The sequence below is a fragment of the Streptomyces shenzhenensis genome, from assembly GCF_021462265.1.
GTDB classification, from domain to species: Bacteria; Actinomycetota; Actinomycetes; order Streptomycetales; family Streptomycetaceae; genus Streptomyces; species Streptomyces shenzhenensis.
The window spans coordinates 252790-270814 of record NZ_JAJONF010000006.1; the positions used below are offsets into that span (position 1 = coordinate 252790).

The window sequence follows — 18025 nt, forward strand, 5'->3', positions numbered from 1 at the left end:
CCACTGCCCGGGGGCGACGCCCTGCGCTTTCGGGGACGCGAGTGACACACGGGACGGCTGCCGTACCCTCTCTCCATGTCGTCGCTCTACGCCGCGTACGCCGGCAATCTCGACGCACGGCTGATGTCCCGCCGCGCTCCGCACTCGCCCCTGCGTGCCACCGGCTGGCTGAACGGATGGCGGCTGACCTTCGGCGGCGAGCAGATCGGCTGGGAGGGCGCCCTGGCGACGATCGTCGAAGACCCCCTCTGCCAGGTCTTCGTCGGCCTGTACGACATCGCCCCGATGGACGAGGAGGCCATGGACCGCTGGGAGGGTGTCGGCATGGGCATCTACCGCCGCGCCCGGGTCCGCGTGCACACCCTGGAGGGCGAGGAGAACGCCTGGCTCTATGTCCTCGACGGCTACGAGGGCGGCCTGCCCTCCGCCCGATACCTCGGCGAGATCGCCGACGCGGCGGAGTCGGCGGGCGCACCACACGATTACGTGATGGAGCTGCGCAAGCGGCCCTGCTGAGGCCCCGCGTCCCTACACTGGCGGAACCGACGCGCCAACGGGAGAGCGAATGCCCCCCACCACGTACGACGTCTACTACACCGTGCAGGCCGCGGCCGCCCGCGACCGGCTGGAGGACCGTCAGCGGGTGGCGTTCGACAAGGGCATCGCCCTGCTCGCCCGCGACCCCTTCCTCTCGGTTTCCCGCCCCATAAGCTCCACGGGGGACGACCGCACCATCCGCCTCACCCAGAACGTCCTCGTGGAGTACACGGTCAGCCGTGGCCGCCTGCTGATCTTCATCGTCGAGACCTTCAACGACAAGGACGTCCTCGTCCCCGACGAGTGACCGCGGCCCGGAACCGGCACAGACCCCGCACAGCCGACACAAAGTTACCTGCGTCACACCGCTCATCGGAAACGACAAGACAACGATCGCAATCCCATGAGCTCCGTCATCTACGCGCGTAGGCCCAGACCGGCTACTCTCATCCGCGTGAACGCATCTCTTCTTCCGGACGACATCCAGGGCGACCCCCACGCCGCCGCCGACGCGGCCGCCGCTCGCCTGCGCGAGCTCACGGACGCCGAGACCCACGACGTCGCCCTCGTGATGGGCTCCGGCTGGGCGCCGGCCGTCGACGCCCTGGGCGCTCCCGACGCCGAGTTCCAGGTCACCGAGCTGCCCGGCTTCCCGCCGCCGGCCGTGGCGGGGCACGGCGGCAAGGTCCGTTCGTACGCCTTCGGTGACAAGCGCGCGCTGGTCTTCCTGGGCCGCACGCACTACTACGAGGGCCGCGGCGTCGCGGCCGTCGCCCACGGCGTCCGCACCGCCGTGGCCGCCGGCTGCAAGACGATCATCCTCACCAACGGCTGCGGCGGCCTGCGCGAGGGGATGCGCCCCGGCCAGCCGGTCCTCATCAGCGACCACATCAACCTGACGGCGACCTCCCCCATCATCGGCGCCAACTTCGTCGACCTCACCGACCTCTACTCGCCGCGCCTGCGCGCCCTGTGCAAGGAGGTCGACCCCACCCTCGAAGAGGGCGTCTACGCGCAGTTCCCCGGCCCGCACTACGAGACGCCGGCCGAGATCCGGATGGCCCGCGTGATCGGCGCGGACCTGGTGGGCATGTCGACGGTCCTCGAAGCGATCGCCGCGCGCGAGGCGGGCGCCGAGGTCCTGGGCATCTCCCTGGTGACGAACCTCGCCGCGGGCATGACCGGAGAGCCCCTCAACCACGAGGAGGTCCTCCAGGCGGGCCGCGACTCGGCGGCACGGATGGGCGAGCTGCTGGCGCAGGTGCTGGGCAGGCTCTAGGCCCGTCGTGGCCGGCCGCGCGGTTCCTCCCCCAGCCTTCGGCCGGGGGTACCCCCAGCGCCCCTGACGGGGCACTGCAGTCACCCCCCGACAACGGGATGGGATTCTGGAGCCGCCCACGGCGGGAAGGGGACGGGGCGGGGAGTTTCCGCCGGGGCGGTCGGCGTTCCACCCCCGCGCAGCCCAAGAGACAGCACCGCCGGCCCGAGGACGGAGACTCCGCGCCCCGGCCCCGACTCACCCACCGCCCGCAGGCGCTACGCGCACCCCCACCGAAGCCGCGGATGCGCCGCAGGCACACCACGAGAGGTTGGACGACGACCGTGCACGACGATCTCATCGCCCGGGCCCGAACCTGGCAGGCCGAGGACCCCGACCCCGAGACCCGCGACGAGCTCGCCAAGCTCATCGACGCCGGTGACCTCACCGAACTGTCCGCCCGCTTCAGCGGCACCCTCCAGTTCGGCACCGCGGGCCTGCGCGGCGAACTCGGCGCCGGCCCCATGCGCATGAACCGCTCCGTCGTCATCCGCGCCGCCGCCGGCCTCGCCGCGTACCTGAAGAACCACGGCCACGGCACCGGCACCGTCGTCATCGGCTACGACGCCCGCCACAAGTCCGCCGACTTCGCCCACGACACCGCGGCCGTCATGACCGGCGCCGGCCTGACCGCCGTCGTGCTCCCCCGCCCGCTGCCCACCCCCGTCCTGGCGTTCGCCGTACGGCACCTGGGCGCGGTGGCCGGCGTGGAGGTCACCGCCAGCCACAACCCGCCCCGTGACAACGGCTACAAGGTCTACCTGGGCGACGGCTCCCAGATCGTCCCGCCCGCCGACGCGGAGATCGCCGCCGAGATCCAGGCAGTCACCACCCTCCACGACGTTCCCCGCCCCGACACCGGCTGGGAGACCCTCGACGACACGGTCCTGGAGGCCTACCTGGCCCGTACGGACGCCGTCCTCGCCCCCGGCTCCCCCCGCACCGCCCGTACGGTCTACACCGCCATGCACGGCGTCGGCAGGGACACCCTCCTCGCCGCCTTCGCCCGCGCCGGCTTCCCCACCCCCGCCCTGGTCGCCGAGCAGGCCGACCCGGACCCGGACTTCCCGACCGTCGCCTTCCCCAACCCGGAAGAGCCCGGCGCGATGGACCTCGCCTTCGCGAAGGCCCGCGAGACCGACCCCGACCTGATCATCGCCAACGACCCCGACGCCGACCGCTGCGCCGCGGCCGTCAAGGACAACGGCGCATGGCGCATGCTCCGCGGCGACGAGGTCGGCTCCCTCCTCGCCGCCCACCTGGTCCGCCGCGGCGCCACCGGCGTCTTCGCCGAGTCGATCGTCTCCTCCTCCCTCCTCGGCCGCATCGCCGAGCAGGCGGGCCTCCCCTACGAGGAGACCCTCACCGGCTTCAAGTGGATCGCCCGCGTGGACGGCCTGCGCTACGGCTACGAGGAGGCCCTCGGCTACTGCGTCGACCCCGACGGCGTCCGCGACAAGGACGGCATCACCGCGGCCCTCCTCATCACCGAGCTGGCCTCGGTCCTCAAGGAGGAGGGCCGCACCCTCCTCGACCTCCTCGACGACCTCGCCGTGGAGCACGGCCTGCACGCCACCGACCAGCTCGCGGTCCGCGTCCAGGATCTCTCCGTCATCGCGCGGGCCATGCGGAAACTGCGCGAGCACCCCCCGGCCGAACTCGCGGGCCTCCCCGTCACCAAGGCCGAGGACCTGACCCAGGGCACGGACAGACTGCCCCCCACCGACGGCCTCCGCTACACCCTCACCGGCGCCCGCGTCATCGTCCGCCCCAGCGGCACCGAGCCCAAACTGAAGTGCTACCTGGAGCTGGTGGTCCCCGTGGCCGACCACACCGCCCTCCCCGCGGCCCGCGCCACCGCGGCCGGCCTGCTCACGGCCATCAAGCACGACCTGTCCGCAGCGGCCGGCATCTGACCACCCCCACCCCCCATCCCTCCCACAACCCGCAGCCGACCCCCGAGGGGCGCCCCGCTCAGGAGGCGCCCCTCTTGGTCGTGGTCACCCCACGTACGAGCACCCATACGGCCTCGGGGAAACATCGGTACAGCGGTTAACGCCAAGCCGGTGATCATGGCGTTCAGCACAGGTGACAGGACCGGCGGTGATGTTCGGTGGAAGATCCTTGAGCGGCTCCGGGCGCCGATAGCTTCACGCTCATGCCAGTGGAGCTCCTGACCTACGAGCAAGCGGCGTCGTACGGCAAGTTCAGCGAGGAACCGATCCGGCCGGAGCTGGAGCGGTTCTTCTTCCTGGACGACGAGGACCGCAAGCTGATCGCGAAGCGGCGCGGGGACCACAGTCGACTCGGGTCTGCTCTCCGGATGTGCACCGTGTGCTATATCGGACGGTTCCTCCCAGACGACCCGCCAGACGTGCCGTGGGTGGTGATCGAGCACCTGGCCGCGCAGCTCGGCGTCGGGGACGTTTCGTGCGTGAAGCGGTACACCGAGCGCAAGCCGACGGCGTACGAGCACGCGTGGGAGATCCGGGACGCCTACGAGTACCGCGAGTATGAGGATGCGGAGTGGTCTCGGCGGTTCCGTACCTTCCTGCCCGGGCGGGCGTGGACGCACGCCGAGGGGCCGGTGGCGCTGTTCAACCAGGCGGTGGGATGGCTGCGCCGTCACCGGGTGTTGCTGCCTGGGGTGTCGGTGCTGGCCCGGCAAGGTTGCGGAGGCGCGGAAGGTTGCGGAGAAGCGGCTGCACGCGACGGTCGCGCGGCCGCGCGGCGGGCGGACCCGGCGCTGCCCGGGGATCTGGTGGCGACGCTGAAGACGCCTGAGGGCTCGCGGTTCTCGGAGCCGGAGCGGCTGCGCCGGCCGCCGACGCGAGCCGCCAGCACGGGATGAGTCACCTGGTGGGCTGCGAAGGAGACCGACGGTCGGGGTCGAAGACGCGCGCCATCATCAGGGCGTTCCGGCGTCGACTCATGAACCGGCTCATAAATACGCTGAGCTGGTTGAAGTGCCCGTCGATGACGGTCGGGCCGGGGCTGCGGCGCTCGAGGTGGCGCAGCGTGGTGGTGACGACATCCTCGGGCGTGCGCAGCTTCCCGGCGGTCAGCACCCCGGCGTCCGGCCCCATCCCGGCGGTGAAGTCGGTGGCGGTGGCGCCGGGCGCGACGGCGAACACGGTAAGGCCGGTACCTCGCAGCTCCGTCCACAGTGATTCGGTGAAGCTGAGCACGAATGCCTTGGTGGCGCTGTAGACGGCCATCCGGGGAGACGGAAGGTAGGCGGTGACGCTGGCGAGGTTGATGACGAAGCCGTTGCCGGCGTTCATCATCTGAGGCAGGAACGCCGCGGTCAGCTGCACCGGCGCCATCGCGTGAACGGCGATCTCGGCGGTGAGCTGTCCAGGATCCGCGCCGGGGAACATTGCGAACGAGCCGAACCCGGCACTGTTGATCAGGCTCGTGACTTGGATGCCCCGATCGGCGACCGCCTGGTGAAGTTCGTGTGCGGCGGTCGGGTGAGAGAGGTCAGCCGGGATCGCCTCGATATGGGCATCGGTGGTGCGGCGCAGCTCGTCCGCCATCGATTCCAGCCGCTCGGCGCGCCGGGCGACGACTACGAGGTTGGAACCGCGGGCGGCCAGGGCTTTGGCGAAGGCGGCTCCGATCCCGGAGCTGGCCCCGGTGAGCAGAACGGTCTGTGCGGGGTAGTCGACGGTCATGTGACCAGCAAACGGGTCTGGCGGCGGCCGCGTCCAAGACCTGTTTCGCAACCGGTCATGCAGGAGCTGCATGACGGACGTGGCCTACGAGGGCCGGCTGGGCCAGTGGTCAGGTGCGGCGGACGAGGAGTTTCTTCGCGGACTCGACAAACTCCGCAACAAGGAGGCTGGTGTCCGCAGCGCGGGTGGCGACGACGACCTGACAGGGCTCGATCTCGTCGACTGGAACGGCGACGAGGCCGGGGCGGAGGGTGTGACGCAGGTCGCCGGCCGGGACGACAGCGACGGCATTCCCCTCGGCGATGGCCTCAAGCTTGTCGTCGTAGGTGTCGGCGAGGGTGGGGCCGAGGGGGGCGGGGTCATTGTCCGGCCGGGGTTCGAGCCGCCAGAAGGCGGTCCAGTCGGCACCCGCGCCGGTGCAGCCGACGAGTGGTTCCGCGGAGATGTCAGCAGTGGTGACCGACTCCTTTCCTGCGAGGCGGTGAGACGCGGGCACAAGCAGGACCCGAGGCTCGGCGTAGAGGACCGCCAGGGCGAGGCCGTCGGCCGGGATCGGCAGTGGTGTGCGGATGACCAGGGCGTCGACCTGCCGGTCGGGTAGGGCACCGGCGTCCTGCGAGCCGAGGTGGCGGGTGCGGACGTGGGCGTCGGGACGCCGGCGGCGCAGATCGCGTACGGCGGGCGTGACGATCAGATCGTCGGCGTACCCGATGGTGACAGTGCGCGCCGGCGCGGCGGCGCGTGCGGTGAGCACCGCCTGCTGGGCGCCGTGCACCAGTTGTTGCGCCTGTGGAAGGAACGCCGCGCCGGCGGCGGTGAGCCGGCTGCCCTGGGTGGTGCGCTCCAGCAGGCGTACGCCGAGCGTGTTCTCCAGCCGCTGGATCTGACGGCTCAGGGAGGGCTGGGCGACCCGCAGCTCCTCGGCCGCACGGGCGAAGTTCAACTGCTCGGCGATGACCGTGAAGTACCGGACAAGTCGCAGATCCAGATCGGGAAGGATGCCCATGCCCACAGCCTACGCGTTATGCAATCACCGCATAACGAGGTGCGAAACGGGTCTTGGACGGCCTGCTCCGACCGTTGTTGTCATTCACCTATGACCATTGTCTTCGTCAACGGCGTTCCCGTGACCTCCGCGGTGTGGATGCCGCTGATCAACGAGTTGTCCAAGTCTCAGCAGCGGGAGACGGTCCTGCTCTCACCTCCGGGCTTCGGCGCGCCGCTTCCCTCGAACTTCGGGGCCACGTTCGTCGACTACCGGGACTGGCTCATCGACGAGCTGTCCCGATTCGAGGCGCCCGTCGACATCGTCGGCCACGACTTCGGCGGAGGGTACGCCCTGGAGGTGGCGATGGCCCGTCCCGACCTGCTCCGCAGCTGGGTCAGCGACACCATCGGCGGTTACGAGCCGGACTTCACCTGGCATGAGACCGCGAAGCTATGGCAGACGCCTGGCGACGGGGAGCGCCACGTCGAGGAGATCTTCTCGGGAGACGTCGAGGAGCGGGCAGCGCGCATGGTCGACTGGGGCATTCCCGAGCCGGCGGCATGCGAGGTGGCGCTCGGTCAGGGCCCGCAGATGGGCAAGGCCATTCTCGCTCTGTACCGGTCCGTGCCCCAGGCAGTGCTGATCGAACGCGGCCTCGACCTGCCCGCGGCTGCTGCCAGGCCGGGTTTGGTTCCCGTCGCCACCGAGGACCACACGGCTGGCAGCGTCGCCCTCCGCCACCGCCACCGCGCTGCCCAGCGTGCTGGCGCTCGCGCCGTCGACCTCAACGGACTCGGTCACTGGTGGATGCTTCAGGAGCCGACGCAGACGGCCCGCATGCTGTCAGATTTCTGGAACAGCCTGTAGCGGACCACGACGCTCGCCACCCTTGCGGCGCTGGTTACCAGACAAGCGCTGAGCGGGCTGGCCCGCCGGTGCCCCGCGGATGCAAAGGGGCGGCCCCGCCACACCCGGACAGTTCACGCCCCGTACGCCGCAGCGGCCTTCAGCGGATGCTGCTCTCGCCTCGCCGTGGGGGTTCACGGCGGCCCGAATCCAATCAGATCCGATGGTGATTGCTGACAGGGTTTGACGACAGATAGCGTCCGACCCTCCGTACGGAAGGGGCCCCGAGTGGCGAACCTGGTCTACAAGCGGGTCTCGACCGACCAGCAGTCCGCCGCCCGGCAGAACCTCGTCCTGGCCGAGGCCGGGATCGAGGACCCTGTCGTCTTCGAGGAGGACGGCGGTACCTCCAGCCGCCTCCACCCGCTCCAGCGCCCGGGTTCCGCGAACTGCTCATCTACGCGCGGCCGGGCGACACCGTGCACGTCTCCGAGATGTTCCGCCTCGTACGCGGCACCGGGCACGTCCTCGGCGTGCTCGACGTCCTCCACCGCGACCGCCTCGCCCTGCGCATCCACGACGGCGCGTTCTCCGCGATGGACCTCACCGTCGGCGACCTCCGCGCGACCTCCAGCGTGAGCTGAGCTACGACGGGCTGCGCGCCGCCGAGGCCAAGGGCAGCAAGGGCGGGCGCCGCCCCGCCGTGGCTGCCTCGAAGACCGACCACGTACGTACCGCGTACCTGGAAGGCCGCTCCATCGCCGCCCTCGCCCGCAACCACGGCGTCAGCTGCGGCACCATCCGCACGGCCGTCGCCGACCTCCTGCCCGACCACACCACCAGCGAGGAGGACGCCCCCGCCCCGGAGCTGCCGGTCACCCTCGACATGCCGGGCAGGGTCGCCGACTTCCTCCGATGTTCCCAGAGGCCGCCATAGCACCCCATCGGGTGATTTCCCGACGGCAGTTGACGCGGGCTCCGCGCACCGCCCCGGCGGCCGGGAAACGGTGAACGGGTAACCCCCCGCCGCAACAGCCGTCGTACTGGAGCCGCCGCCGTGTCCCCCACCGCCCCCGACACCACCCCGCGCGGGCACATCCCGGGCACCCGACGACCCCACCTCCCCACGGCGGCCGCCCCCCGGCACGCCCTGCGCCGGGCGGCTCCCGCACTCGCCGCGTATCTCGCCGTACGCCTCGCCGGTCTTGCCTTCCTCGCCGTCTGGGCGCACCGGCGCCACCACGGCGTGTGGCCGATGCTGGCGACGCAGTGGGACTCCCGCTGGTACCTCGGCATCGCCGACCACGGCTACGCACACGCCCTGGGCACCGCGTACGACCACAACAACCTGGCGTTCTTCCCGCTGTACCCGCTCCTGGTGAAGGCCGTCGCGGTGCTGACCCCGGGCACCCGGGCCAGCACCGGACTGGCCCTCGCGTGGCTGGCGTCGCTCATCGCGGCCTGGGGCGTGTTCGCGGTGGGCGACCGGCTGGCCGGCCGCCGGGTCGGCGTCCTGCTCACCGTGCTGTGGGCGGCGTACCCGGTGGGCCTGGTCCAGTGGATGGGCTACACCGAGTCGCTCTTCACGGCGTTCGCCGCGTGGACGCTGTACGCGGTGCTGACCGAGCGCTGGCTGTACGCGGCGGCGGGCTCGGTACTCGCCGGGCTGACCCGGCCGACCGGGATCGCGGTGGCCGCCGCCGTGACGGTCACCGCGCTGCTCTCGCTCCGCACCCACTTCTCGGCCCGCGCCCTGACGGCGGCCCTGGTGGCCCCGCTCGGCTGGTGCACGTACGTCGGCTGGGTGGGCCTCAGGCTGGGCCGCTGGGACGGCTACTTCGCCGTACAGCGGATGTGGCACAACGAACTGGACGGCGGCGCGGAGACCCTGCGCTGGCTGCGGCACCTGTTCGGGCAGGTCTCGCGGCCGGAGCTGTTCCTGGTCGTCGTCAGCCTGACGATGCTGGTCTCCGTCGTCCTGTTCGCGCTCTCGGTGGCGGACCGGCAACCGCTGCCGCTGCTGGTGTTCAGCGCGGTCCTGCTGCTGATCGTGGCGGCCAGCGGCGGCGTCTACTTCCCGCGCGCCCGCTTCCTCCTCCCCGGCTTCCCGCTGCTGCTGCCGGTCGCCGGGCATCTCGCCCGTGCCTCGACGCGGCTGCGGGTGCTCGCGCTGACGACGGCCGTGGCGGGTTCGGCGTACTGCGGGGCGTACATGCTGCTGGTGTGGCCGAGTGCGCCCTGAGACCGTCAGGACGGTCTCCTCGATGCGCCGGGTGGAGGTGGGGCCGAGGGCCGAGCAGGGTTCGTCCCTCAGCAGCACCCTGGGCCACGGCCCGGGACAACGTTGCCGTTCGGGGCAGCCCTACAAACCGCCCACCTCGAACCAGAGCAGCTTCCCGGTCCCGCGGTCCAGCGGGCCGTCCCCGAGCGGCCAGCCGCCCCAGCGGTCGGCGTACTCCTGCACGAGACGCAGCCCGCGCCCGCCCTCGACGTCCACCGGTGCGAGGGGGACGCGGTCCTGGGGCGGCTCGCCGAAGGGAGCGGGGATGCGTGGATGGCTGTCCCAGACGCCGACCCGCAGGCGTCCGTCCGCGAGCGCGGTGATCCGCAGGGAGGCGGGGCCCGTCGTGTGCCGATAGGCGTTGGTGACCAGCTCGGACGTCAGCAACGCGACGGTGTCGCGCACTTCGCCTCTCCCGTGGCTGTCCAGCACGGACCGTACGGTCATACGTGCGACACGTGCGGCGCGCGGGTCATGAGGCAGGCGGAGGGCGTAAGCCCAGGTGTCGCATGGGGCTACGGTGACCATGAACGGCTCCTACGTCGGAGGGACTCGGCGCGCTCGACGACCCGACCCGGCGGTGGCAATGCCGCGCGCAGGGAGGACGGCGCGGTGCGCTTCCGGCTTGTGGGGCGGGAGTTGAGCGGCCCGGTTTCACCGTACCGACAGCCGTAGAATGGTTTCTACGAAATCTGCGGATGCATCCGACGTTGCACTCATGTGGGTGACCCCTGTACGAAGCAAGGCAAAGGAGCCGAACACCATGCCGCCACGGCAGACACCCACGGCACGGCAGCTGCGCCTCGGCGCCGAACTGCGCAAGCTCCGCGAGAATATGGGCCTCACCGCGCGAGAGGCCGGCGAGATGATCGGCGCGAATCAGGCACGCATCAGCAACATCGAGACGGGCCGCTTCGGCCTCAGCGAACAGCGTGTCCGCACACTCGCCCACAACTACGAGTGCACGGACTCGGCTCTGATCGACGCACTCGTGGCCATGGCGGCATATCGGAACCGCGGCTGGTGGGAGGAGTACCGGGGCACCCTGCCCTCCCACTCCCTGGACCTCGCCGAGATGGAGTACCACGCCGTCACCCTGCGCGTGGCTCAGGTCATCAACATTCCCGGCCTGCTCCAGACCCCTGAGCACGCCCGGACCCTGTTCCGCCAGGTGGTCCCGGAGTTGCGGCCGCACGAGATCGAGTACCGCATCTCCCATCGCATCAAGCGCCAGGCCATCCTCCACCGCGAAAAACCGACCCCGTACACGGCGATCATTCACGAGGCGGCCCTGCGCATGCGGTTCGGCGGCCGGGAAGTGGCCCGTGCCCAGTTGGACCACCTGGCCAAGATGAGCGAACTCCCGCACGTCACCGTCCGGGTGATCCCGTTCGACGGCACCGTCTTCCCGACCGTCGGCCACGGGCTGGACTACGCGTACGGGCCCGTCCCCGCCCTGGACACAGCGCAGCTCGACGCCGCGCACGGCAGCGAACTCGTCGATTCTGCCGCACAGTTGGCCAAGTACCGACTCATCCTCGACCGCATACAGGAGGCCACCCTGGAGCCCGAGGATTCCCGCGACCTCATCCACCGCATCGCACAGGACACTTGAGGACCGAGCAATGACCGAACTCAACTGGCAGAAGTCCACGTACAGCGAGGAAGCATCCTCGTGCGTCGAAATAGCCCCCACCCCGACCACCATCCGCATACGCGACTCCAAACACCCCTCCGGCCCTCACCTCACCCTCCGGCCCACCGCCTGGGCGGACTTCGTCTCCTACGCGGCGGAACCGGGACGCCGGGCGTGAGGCGACCGGCCCTCGTCACCGCATCGCCAGTCCGGCCAGCCAGGGATGGCCGGGATGAACGCGGGTCAGCCACCCGCCGAGGGCCTCACGCGGCGTCCGGCTCAGCAGCGGCAGCACCCCGTCGAAGCCGCGACTTGCGGGAGGGCTCCGGACGTCACGGCCAGCGTGCGCCGGGCGTTGTCAGCGGCATCGGGCACACTGCGCTGTATGAACTCGGCGACCGCGCACGACTACGCCTGGATCCGCACCTCGCCGCTCTTCCGCCACGCGATGGAGAGCGGATACACCCTGACACTGATACGGGGGCGGAGCCCGCACGAGGTGCTGCGCGCGATGGAGGCGGAACCGCGCGGCACCGGGGAGGGCTCGGCCGGGCTGATCGAGGCGGACGACGCTCATCGCGCCGAGGTGGATGACTACTGGGACGAGTCTTACGTCGCGGGTGCCTTCAGCACCCTGGGCGAGAGCGGCGACTGGACACTCGTCCTGGGCTTCGACGGCGGTCTGGGGATCGCGGGCGCGTGCATGGAGACGCTGTCCAAGGGGGGCCGGGTCGTGGCGCACTCGACCAACGGCGGCAAGCCCATCCACCTCTTCCACTGGTTCGAGGACGGCGAACTCCGTACGACGTTCGAGGGCCCCTCGTGGCGCGACGGCAGCACCCCCGATGAACTGGTCCCCCTGCTGCGGGACGTCGGCTTCCCCCTCACCCCTGGGGGAGAGCACGATGAGAGCGCGCCGGACGTCGACAGGAAGGCGGGGGTCTTCGCCCTGTCCGAAAGACTCACCGGCATACGTGTCACCGAATCCCTCCTCCAGGACGCCACGTACGAACTCGGACTCGTCCCCGAACAGCCCGCCGAGGAATGGACCGGCGTGGTCATCGACATCACCGATGCCCACGGGGAGCGCCTCTACAGGGAATGGACCTACGAGGAGATCGCGACGGCGTCGGACCGTGCGCGGGCGCAGGCCGACGCGCCGGTCGTGATCACCTACAACGAGTCTCCGGCCGTGGGTCGTTCGGAGCACCGGACGGGTGAGTAGCGAGCGAGCCCGTGGTGGGTGCCGTGGCCCGAGAAGCTCACACTGCCCGCCGGTCCGCGCTGAGCCTGCCGCGTCGAAGAACCGTCCGGCGCGGGACGCGGCTTCGTTTCATGACGACCCTCATGGACGGGTCTTCAGGCCGTCCAGGGTCAGGTCGAGCAGACGTTCTGCCTGCTGCCGCTGCTCCGGCCGCGCCGAGGTGAGGGCGATGCCTTCGAGGGCGGCGGCGATATCGGTGGCGGTGATGTCGGTACGGATCGCCCCGGCGGCCACGCACGCGCCCATGAGGGCGCTCAGGGCGACCTGGATCATCTCCCGGCTGTTGCCGTACGGATTGTTCCCCGCGGCGGCAATGGCGCGCAGGGCCTCGATCATGCCGTACTTGGCAGTCGCGTAGTCCAGGAAGAGACGCGTCCAGGCACGCAGGGCCTCAAAGGCCGGCGCCTTCGCCAGCAACGTGGGTACCGCGTCGCACAGTTGGGCCACCTCATGGCGGTAGACGGCCTCGACCAGCGCTTCGCGGGTGGGGAAGTTGCGGTACAGCGTGGCACTGCCCACGCCCGCCTCTTTGGCGATGCGCTCCAAGTGGGCGTCGAGCCCCTCCGCCGCGAAAACGCGCACCGCGGCCGCGAGGATCTTCTCCCGGTTACGCCGCGCGTCAGCCCGCAACGGCCGTTGCGCTCCCTCGGTCATCAGCGCTTGCCACCCCTTCTCAGGCTCTGGGGCCAGACTCTCCCGCCACCTAAACGGAGGCGCGCCCAGTTAGTCTGGTTAACTGGGGGCTCCCCCAGTTCCACTGTAGGGGAACGTACCCACCTGCACGCACCTCGCGAAAGGACTCGCCATGTCCGGCATCAAGGGCAAGGTCGTCGCGCTCACAGGCGCCAGCAGCGGCATCGGAGAGGCGACGGCGATCCATCTCGCCGGGCAAGGGGCCCGCCTGGTGCTCGGAGCCCGGCGGGAGGGCCGGCTGAACGCAGTGGTCGATCGCATCACAGCCCAGGGCGGCTCGGCCGTCGGGGTCGTCGTCGACGTCACGCGCCGCGACGACCTCAAACGCCTGACCGATGCGGCACTCGACCGCTTCGGCCGACTGGACGTCCTGGTCTCCAACGCCGGCACGATGGCGGTATCGCCGTTCGACGACCTGCGCCAGGACGACTGGGACGCCATGGTCGCCACCCACATCACGGGCCTGCTGAACGGCATCGGGGCCGCGCTGCCCATCTTCCGGAAGCAGCGCTCCGGGCAGTTCGTCAATGTCGCCTCCACCGCCGCCTATGTCGTGAAGTCCCCCCAGGCCGTATACGCGGCCACCAAGACCGCGGTGAAGGTACTGACCGAAGGGCTGCGCCAGGAGTCCGGCCCCGACCTGCGCGTCACCCTCGTCTCACCGGGCTTCACCAACACGGAGGGCGTCGGCAAGGGAGGGAGCCCCGAGGCAGCGGCGGCGCTCGCCCGGCAGCGCGACGAGATCGCCATGCCGCCCTCCGCCGTCGCCTCCGCCATCGGTTACGCGATCGGGCAGCCTGACGGCATCGACGTCAGCGAGATTGTCGTCCGCCCCACCGTGCAGGCCTGACGACCGGCCCGGCACGGCTACGGATCCCCCTGCCAGGCAGACGACGAGAACCGGTCGCCGCCCTGTCGGACGCCGGCACCGCCGAGAGCGTCCGCCATGACGGGGGCGGGAACGCACCACGGCAAGACCACCACCTGGCTCCGCAACGGGACCGGCGGCGCCTGGAGCCGGTACGCCCTGGCAACCGCGTGACGGTCACCAGCAGGCTGGACCCCAGGGAAATCACGGCAGTTGAACCCAGCCACGGAGTGGCAGGCCAGGGGGTGCCCTGGCCTGCCCGTGCCTCACGATGCCGTGGGCTGCTCCTGGTGGCTGCCGTAGGGCCGGGTGATGATCTCCATGCCGTGCCCGGCCGGATCCATGAAGTACAGTCCGCGCCCACCGTGATGGTGGTTGATCTCTCCAGGCTGCTTCAGGTGCGGATCGGCGTAGTACATGATCCCGGCCTTCCGGATACGCGCGAAGGCCGCGTCGAACTCCTCGTCGGAAACGAGGAACGCGTAGTGCTGCATGACGATCGACTCCGCCGGAATGGCGGCGAAGTCCAGGGTGACCCCGTTGCTTGTGGCCACCGGAACGAACGGGCCCCACTCGGTCCCGACCTCAAGCCCCAGGATGTGCGCCAGGAACTCGGCCGACTCCCGGTTGTCCCGGGCATGGACGATGGTGTGATTCAACTCGACTGACATGTGTGGAATGCCTCCGCAAGGCACCTCACGGCACCTCCATGCCTCACCCAGCCGGTGACCGGCACGCGATGCGTGCGCATGATCCTAAACAGCGGCGCCCACGCCGTCGACGCGCCTTCCGAGGAGGCAGACCTTTTCGGCCACGGAGCGGCACCCGCACGACAGGAAAGGTACGGTACGGGGGCGGGAAGTGACAGCGCCCGGGCTACCGGCCCTGCCGGCAGCAGACACCTTCCCTGTTCCCCGTTTACTTGTTCATGTCGCCCACATCCGGAAGAACGCGGATATTTTTCTCGGTTTGCACCCCATAGTCAAACCGGAAAAGATTCGTTAACATTCCCGCCGCACAGGCGCTGTTTCCGCAGGACGGTTAGCCGCCGTGGCGGGGAGGGAACGGGGACATGGGTACGGTTGCAGTGATCGACTTAGTGGTCGGAATGATTTCCTCCGCCTATGCATTTTTCAAGGAGATCGGCCGCGACGTCAACGGGATTCGCAACCGGGTCAAGATCGGGAAAATCGTCGCGGTTTTCCTTTCGGCCGTCCTGATCTCGACGATTCTCCTGGTGGCAGGCCATGTGATACAGCTGCCGTTGTGGATGACGGGAGAGACCGAGCAGGACCTGGGCGGAGTGGATCTCGCCGCCTACTGCAACTCCTACGGGTTCGGCGCGGCCACCGATCAGGGATGCGAGTCCGGCATCAATCTGGGGAGCGCCTGCGACTGGTCCCACAACGCAAAAGGCTCCCACATCAAGTTCTCCTCACCGAGCCCGAAGAGCGGACTGTGCTACACGGCGAACGGCCACTTGCTCGGCGGCATATCCGACATGGACGGATACTGCAAATACCGATTCAAATTCATTGTGACGGTCACGAGCACTTCCCAGCCACCGCACACCTGGAACTGTGAAACCAGCGTGAACCCGGATCTCGTGTGCGGCTGGCAGTACCAGAAGCGCGCCGTCGCCGCCCGCCTCAACGACGCCGGCCACTTGCGGTGCTACGAAAGAAAGCACATCTGACACGTCAGCTGCAGTTCTTGATCACGGTTGGTTGCAGCGGTGATGTCGTTTCTGCTGGCAGGCTGCCGCAACGGCTTGGCGGTGGCGGCGCCAGGCGGTCCAGCGCAGGACGTGATCGCGGTCGCGGACCGGTACGGGCAGCGTGAGGGCCCGCAGGAGACGATGAGCTCGGGGCGGCTCAGCACCGCGGCGGAGGCGCGATCACCCTGACGGGCGATGGGACCGGAGCGACTTTCGAAGTAGTTTCAATGTCATGAGTGCCGAAAGCGCAGCCGTGAACTTCTCCGAGCTGGTGAACAAGAACAAGCAGACGCTGGCCCGGCTCCAGGAATCCCCCAGACTGCTCCTGCACCGCAGAGACGGCGAGGACCTGGTCCTCACCACCGCCGCGCGCGCCGAGCAGGACCAGACCGTGGTGTCGGCGGCCACCCGAATGCTGGCCGCGATGGCACGCCGGGAACCCGGCAGCATGGAGTTGCTCCTCGACATACTGCCGGACGCCTTCCCCTGGGTCCGGTTCCTGCCCGAGTCCGATCTGCACGCCTTCGCCGTCGAACTGGTCGACACCATGCGCGCCGCGGACTCAGTCGGCAACAGCGCCTCCGTCGCCCAGCTGCTCATCGCCTGGCAGCACACCGCCGAGGTCTACTCCGACCCCGAGTTGCTGGCCTCGCTGACCAGGGATCACGGCGAGGACTACGGCCCGGTAGCCGACCCTCGGGACACAGCATGACGGCAGGCCGCGGCGACCGCGCCGCACCACCGGCACCAGAGGGCCACTGGGAAGTCCGCTTCGCCGACGCCGCCTCGGCCAAGGGCTGGGAGAACCTCGCCCAGCAGGCCCGCGAGAACACCTACCGCGCCTGGCTCACCTTGCGCACCGCCCCCAGACCGGCCGCTGAGACATCTCGGCACCACCGCCTCAAGGGCAGCCTCGCGCATGGCACCCATCGCGGGCAGATCTGTGAGCAATGGCAGATCGAGGCGACCGGCGGCGGCCGCATCTGGTATCTGCTCGACACCGCCAGGAAGACCTGCTGGATCACCTTCGCAGGCACGGGCCACCCGCGCGCCACGGATCGCCGCTGACAGTCAGGTTGACGGCGACGTCTGCCCAGCGGCGGCCGCTTCGTCAGCCTCAGGAACGGCGCCCTCAGGCGGCAGGGGCTCGGCCACCGGAGCAACCCGCCGCCGCGAGCCCGGAGACGCCCGGCACCGCAGCCGGAGCCACAGACACAGGCACCGGCACAGACACAGGCACCGGCACCGGCACCGGCACCGGCACCCAGCCTTGGACTTGCTGGTCCATTTTTCCGGACGCACAGTGGTCCGCACCTGACGGGGACCGAGCAGACGGAGAGTTGATCATGGGCATGCGACTGGCAGGGAAGACCGCGCTGGTGACCGGTGCGACCAGCAACATCGGGCGGGCGATCGCGGAGGCGTTCGGCGCGGAGGGGGCGCATGTCGTCGTCTCGGGGCGGAGCGCCGAGCGCGGGGCGGAGGTGGTCGAGGGGATCCGGGCCCACGGCGGCCGGGCCGACTTCGTGCGGGCCGACCTGGACGGCAGCGCCGCCGCGTCACGGGCGCTGGCGGCGGAGGCGACCCGGGTGCTGGGCGGCCGTATCGACGTCCTCGTCAACAACGCGGGCATCTACCCGGCTGACAGCACCGCCGCCACCGACGAGAAGACCTTCGACCAGGTCTACGCGGTCAACGTCAAGGCCCCGTTCTTCCTGACGGCGGCCGTCGCACCGGCCATGGTCGAGGCGGGCGGCGGCGCCATCATCAATCTGAGCTCGTGGATCGCCCGCCTGGGCGTCTCCGCCGGCGCCCTGTACAGCTCGACCAAGGGAGCGGTGGAGACCCTGACCCGGGCCTGGGCGGCGGAGTTCGGGCCGCAGCGGGTGCGGGTGAACGCGATCTCCCCCGGCGTGGTGCTGCCGTCGGACGCCGAGGTGGCCGACCTCGCCGGGGCCATGATGAAGGGAACGCCGGCGGGCGAGATGGGCACACCGGAGGCGATCGCGAGCGCGGCGGTGTATCTGGCCGCCGACGAGTCGTCGTTCGTGCACGGGATCGTGCTGGACGTGGACGGCGGCCGTACGGGCGTCGCGGTCGTCGCCGCGTGACGGCCCGACGATGCCCCCCGTCGCGGCGTGACGGACCGACGATGACCGCCATGGCGGCGTGACGGACCGACGATGACCCCCCGTCGCGG

General features: G+C 70.2%; 21 protein-coding genes and 1 pseudogene. 17 read left to right on the top strand and 5 right to left on the bottom strand.

What is annotated here, in order from left to right; translation table 11 throughout:
• Positions 1–75: 75 nt before the first annotated feature.
• The 5 genes and pseudogenes from LQ326_RS11400 to LQ326_RS11420 all read left to right on the top strand — a co-directional run.
• Positions 76–516 (top strand): gamma-glutamylcyclotransferase family protein, encoded by a 441-nt coding sequence (locus LQ326_RS11400; protein WP_181802444.1) that lies wholly within the window; start codon positions 76–78, stop codon positions 514–516.
• A gap of 49 nt (positions 517–565) precedes the next feature.
• Positions 566–844, top strand: a complete 279-nt coding sequence (locus LQ326_RS11405; protein ID WP_234535288.1) for a hypothetical protein — start codon at positions 566–568, stop codon at positions 842–844.
• 147 nt (positions 845–991) lie between these two features.
• Positions 992–1816 carry a purine-nucleoside phosphorylase gene (locus LQ326_RS11410; RefSeq protein WP_234535290.1) on the top strand — a complete coding sequence of 275 codons (825 nt, stop codon included), beginning with the start codon at positions 992–994 and terminating at the stop codon, positions 1814–1816.
• 323 nt (positions 1817–2139) lie between these two features.
• Positions 2140–3771 carry a phospho-sugar mutase gene (locus tag LQ326_RS11415; RefSeq protein ID WP_234535292.1) on the top strand — a complete coding sequence of 544 codons (1632 nt, stop codon included), beginning with the start codon at positions 2140–2142 and terminating at the stop codon, positions 3769–3771.
• Between the two features lie 242 nt (positions 3772–4013).
• Positions 4014–4700 (top strand): annotated as a pseudogene (locus tag LQ326_RS11420) (DUF4158 domain-containing protein); the annotation flags it as partial.
• A gap of 7 nt (positions 4701–4707) precedes the next feature.
• On the opposite strand, the gene LQ326_RS11425 reads toward LQ326_RS11420, so the two are convergent.
• Both LQ326_RS11425 and LQ326_RS11430 read right to left on the bottom strand, forming a co-directional pair.
• Entirely contained in the window at positions 4708–5604 is an 897-nt protein-coding gene (locus LQ326_RS11425; protein ID WP_234535296.1) for an SDR family NAD(P)-dependent oxidoreductase, read from the bottom strand.
• A 37-nt stretch (positions 5605–5641) separates the two neighbouring features.
• Positions 5642–6538 carry a LysR family transcriptional regulator gene (locus LQ326_RS11430; RefSeq protein WP_234535298.1) on the bottom strand — a complete coding sequence of 299 codons (897 nt, stop codon included), beginning with the start codon at positions 6536–6538 and terminating at the stop codon, positions 5642–5644.
• Positions 6539–6628: 90 nt separating this feature from the next.
• Here LQ326_RS11430 and LQ326_RS11435 point away from each other — a divergent pair, with 90 nt between their 5' ends.
• The 4 genes from LQ326_RS11435 to LQ326_RS11450 all read left to right on the top strand — a co-directional run bounded on the left by LQ326_RS11435 (position 6629) and on the right by LQ326_RS11450 (position 9608).
• Entirely contained in the window at positions 6629–7387 is a 759-nt protein-coding gene (locus LQ326_RS11435) for an alpha/beta fold hydrolase (protein WP_234535300.1), read from the top strand.
• Positions 7388–7845: 458 nt separating this feature from the next.
• Entirely contained in the window at positions 7846–8010 is a 165-nt protein-coding gene (locus LQ326_RS11440; RefSeq protein ID WP_234535301.1) for a hypothetical protein, read from the top strand.
• A 59-nt stretch (positions 8011–8069) separates the two neighbouring features.
• Positions 8070–8303 carry a hypothetical protein gene (locus LQ326_RS11445; RefSeq protein WP_234535304.1) on the top strand — a complete coding sequence of 78 codons (234 nt, stop codon included), beginning with the start codon at positions 8070–8072 and terminating at the stop codon, positions 8301–8303.
• A gap of 120 nt (positions 8304–8423) precedes the next feature.
• Positions 8424–9608 (top strand): hypothetical protein, encoded by a 1185-nt coding sequence (locus tag LQ326_RS11450; protein ID WP_234535306.1) that lies wholly within the window; start codon positions 8424–8426, stop codon positions 9606–9608.
• 120 nt (positions 9609–9728) lie between these two features.
• On the opposite strand, the gene LQ326_RS11455 is transcribed toward LQ326_RS11450, so the two are convergent.
• A complete protein-coding gene (locus tag LQ326_RS11455; RefSeq protein WP_308401897.1) occupies positions 9729–10094 on the bottom strand; it encodes an ATP-binding protein in 366 nt (121 codons plus the stop codon).
• Between the two features lie 316 nt (positions 10095–10410).
• Here LQ326_RS11455 and LQ326_RS11460 point away from each other — a divergent pair, with 316 nt between their 5' ends.
• The 3 genes from LQ326_RS11460 to LQ326_RS11470 all read left to right on the top strand — a co-directional run bounded on the left by LQ326_RS11460 (position 10411) and on the right by LQ326_RS11470 (position 12508).
• Entirely contained in the window at positions 10411–11262 is an 852-nt protein-coding gene (locus LQ326_RS11460) for a helix-turn-helix domain-containing protein (RefSeq protein ID WP_234535310.1), read from the top strand.
• 10 nt (positions 11263–11272) lie between these two features.
• A complete protein-coding gene (locus LQ326_RS11465; RefSeq protein ID WP_234535312.1) occupies positions 11273–11461 on the top strand; it encodes a DUF397 domain-containing protein in 189 nt (62 codons plus the stop codon).
• Between the two features lie 207 nt (positions 11462–11668).
• On the top strand, positions 11669–12508 hold the full coding sequence (locus tag LQ326_RS11470; RefSeq protein ID WP_234535314.1) for a DUF6461 domain-containing protein: 840 nt from the start codon (positions 11669–11671) through the stop codon (positions 12506–12508).
• Positions 12509–12628: 120 nt separating this feature from the next.
• On the opposite strand, the gene LQ326_RS11475 is transcribed toward LQ326_RS11470, so the two are convergent.
• A complete protein-coding gene (locus LQ326_RS11475) occupies positions 12629–13201 on the bottom strand; it encodes a TetR/AcrR family transcriptional regulator (protein ID WP_234535316.1) in 573 nt (190 codons plus the stop codon).
• 151 nt (positions 13202–13352) lie between these two features.
• Between LQ326_RS11475 and LQ326_RS11480 the strand changes: the two genes are divergently transcribed.
• Positions 13353–14090 carry an SDR family oxidoreductase gene (locus LQ326_RS11480; protein ID WP_234535317.1) on the top strand — a complete coding sequence of 246 codons (738 nt, stop codon included), beginning with the start codon at positions 13353–13355 and terminating at the stop codon, positions 14088–14090.
• Positions 14091–14374: 284 nt separating this feature from the next.
• On the opposite strand, the gene LQ326_RS11485 is transcribed toward LQ326_RS11480, so the two are convergent.
• Positions 14375–14779 carry a VOC family protein gene (locus LQ326_RS11485; RefSeq protein ID WP_234535319.1) on the bottom strand — a complete coding sequence of 135 codons (405 nt, stop codon included), beginning with the start codon at positions 14777–14779 and terminating at the stop codon, positions 14375–14377.
• A 401-nt stretch (positions 14780–15180) separates the two neighbouring features.
• Here LQ326_RS11485 and LQ326_RS11490 point away from each other — a divergent pair, with 401 nt between their 5' ends.
• From LQ326_RS11490 to LQ326_RS11505, 4 genes are all read left to right on the top strand, one after another.
• Positions 15181–15804: a hypothetical protein gene (locus LQ326_RS11490; protein ID WP_234535321.1), complete on the top strand. Its 624-nt coding sequence runs from the start codon at positions 15181–15183 to the stop codon at positions 15802–15804.
• A 253-nt stretch (positions 15805–16057) separates the two neighbouring features.
• Positions 16058–16537 carry a hypothetical protein gene (locus LQ326_RS11495; protein WP_234535322.1) on the top strand — a complete coding sequence of 160 codons (480 nt, stop codon included), beginning with the start codon at positions 16058–16060 and terminating at the stop codon, positions 16535–16537.
• Complete coding sequence (locus LQ326_RS11500) at positions 16534–16893, top strand: hypothetical protein (protein WP_234535324.1); 360 nt, start codon at positions 16534–16536, stop codon at positions 16891–16893. The genes LQ326_RS11495 and LQ326_RS11500 overlap by 4 nt, the downstream gene beginning before the upstream one ends.
• Before the next feature lie 278 nt (positions 16894–17171).
• Positions 17172–17936 (top strand): SDR family NAD(P)-dependent oxidoreductase, encoded by a 765-nt coding sequence (locus tag LQ326_RS11505; RefSeq protein ID WP_234535326.1) that lies wholly within the window; start codon positions 17172–17174, stop codon positions 17934–17936.
• Positions 17937–18025: the final 89 nt, after the last annotated feature.

What these genes read in the sequence shown, in the direction of transcription:
- LQ326_RS11400 (WP_181802444.1), top strand. Translation starts at nt 76, where the DNA reads ATGTCGTCGCTCTACGCCGCGTACGCCGGCAATCTCGACGCACGGCTG.
- LQ326_RS11405 (WP_234535288.1), top strand. Translation starts at nt 566, where the DNA reads ATGCCCCCCACCACGTACGACGTCTACTACACCGTGCAGGCCGCGGCC.
- LQ326_RS11425 (WP_234535296.1), bottom strand. Translation starts at nt 5,604, where the DNA reads ATGCAGCTCCTGCATGACCGGTTGCGAAACAGGTCTTGGACGCGGCCG.
- LQ326_RS11430 (WP_234535298.1), bottom strand. Translation starts at nt 6,538, where the DNA reads ATGGGCATCCTTCCCGATCTGGATCTGCGACTTGTCCGGTACTTCACG.
- LQ326_RS11435 (WP_234535300.1), top strand. Translation starts at nt 6,629, where the DNA reads ATGACCATTGTCTTCGTCAACGGCGTTCCCGTGACCTCCGCGGTGTGG.
- LQ326_RS11455 (WP_308401897.1), bottom strand. Translation starts at nt 10,094, where the DNA reads ATGACCGTACGGTCCGTGCTGGACAGCCACGGGAGAGGCGAAGTGCGC.
- LQ326_RS11460 (WP_234535310.1), top strand. Translation starts at nt 10,411, where the DNA reads ATGCCGCCACGGCAGACACCCACGGCACGGCAGCTGCGCCTCGGCGCC.
- LQ326_RS11465 (WP_234535312.1), top strand. Translation starts at nt 11,273, where the DNA reads ATGACCGAACTCAACTGGCAGAAGTCCACGTACAGCGAGGAAGCATCC.
- LQ326_RS11470 (WP_234535314.1), top strand. Translation starts at nt 11,669, where the DNA reads ATGAACTCGGCGACCGCGCACGACTACGCCTGGATCCGCACCTCGCCG.
- LQ326_RS11475 (WP_234535316.1), bottom strand. Translation starts at nt 13,201, where the DNA reads ATGACCGAGGGAGCGCAACGGCCGTTGCGGGCTGACGCGCGGCGTAAC.
- LQ326_RS11480 (WP_234535317.1), top strand. Translation starts at nt 13,353, where the DNA reads ATGTCCGGCATCAAGGGCAAGGTCGTCGCGCTCACAGGCGCCAGCAGC.
- LQ326_RS11485 (WP_234535319.1), bottom strand. Translation starts at nt 14,779, where the DNA reads ATGTCAGTCGAGTTGAATCACACCATCGTCCATGCCCGGGACAACCGG.
- LQ326_RS11490 (WP_234535321.1), top strand. Translation starts at nt 15,181, where the DNA reads ATGGGTACGGTTGCAGTGATCGACTTAGTGGTCGGAATGATTTCCTCC.
- LQ326_RS11495 (WP_234535322.1), top strand. Translation starts at nt 16,058, where the DNA reads ATGAGTGCCGAAAGCGCAGCCGTGAACTTCTCCGAGCTGGTGAACAAG.
- LQ326_RS11500 (WP_234535324.1), top strand. Translation starts at nt 16,534, where the DNA reads ATGACGGCAGGCCGCGGCGACCGCGCCGCACCACCGGCACCAGAGGGC.
- LQ326_RS11505 (WP_234535326.1), top strand. Translation starts at nt 17,172, where the DNA reads ATGGGCATGCGACTGGCAGGGAAGACCGCGCTGGTGACCGGTGCGACC.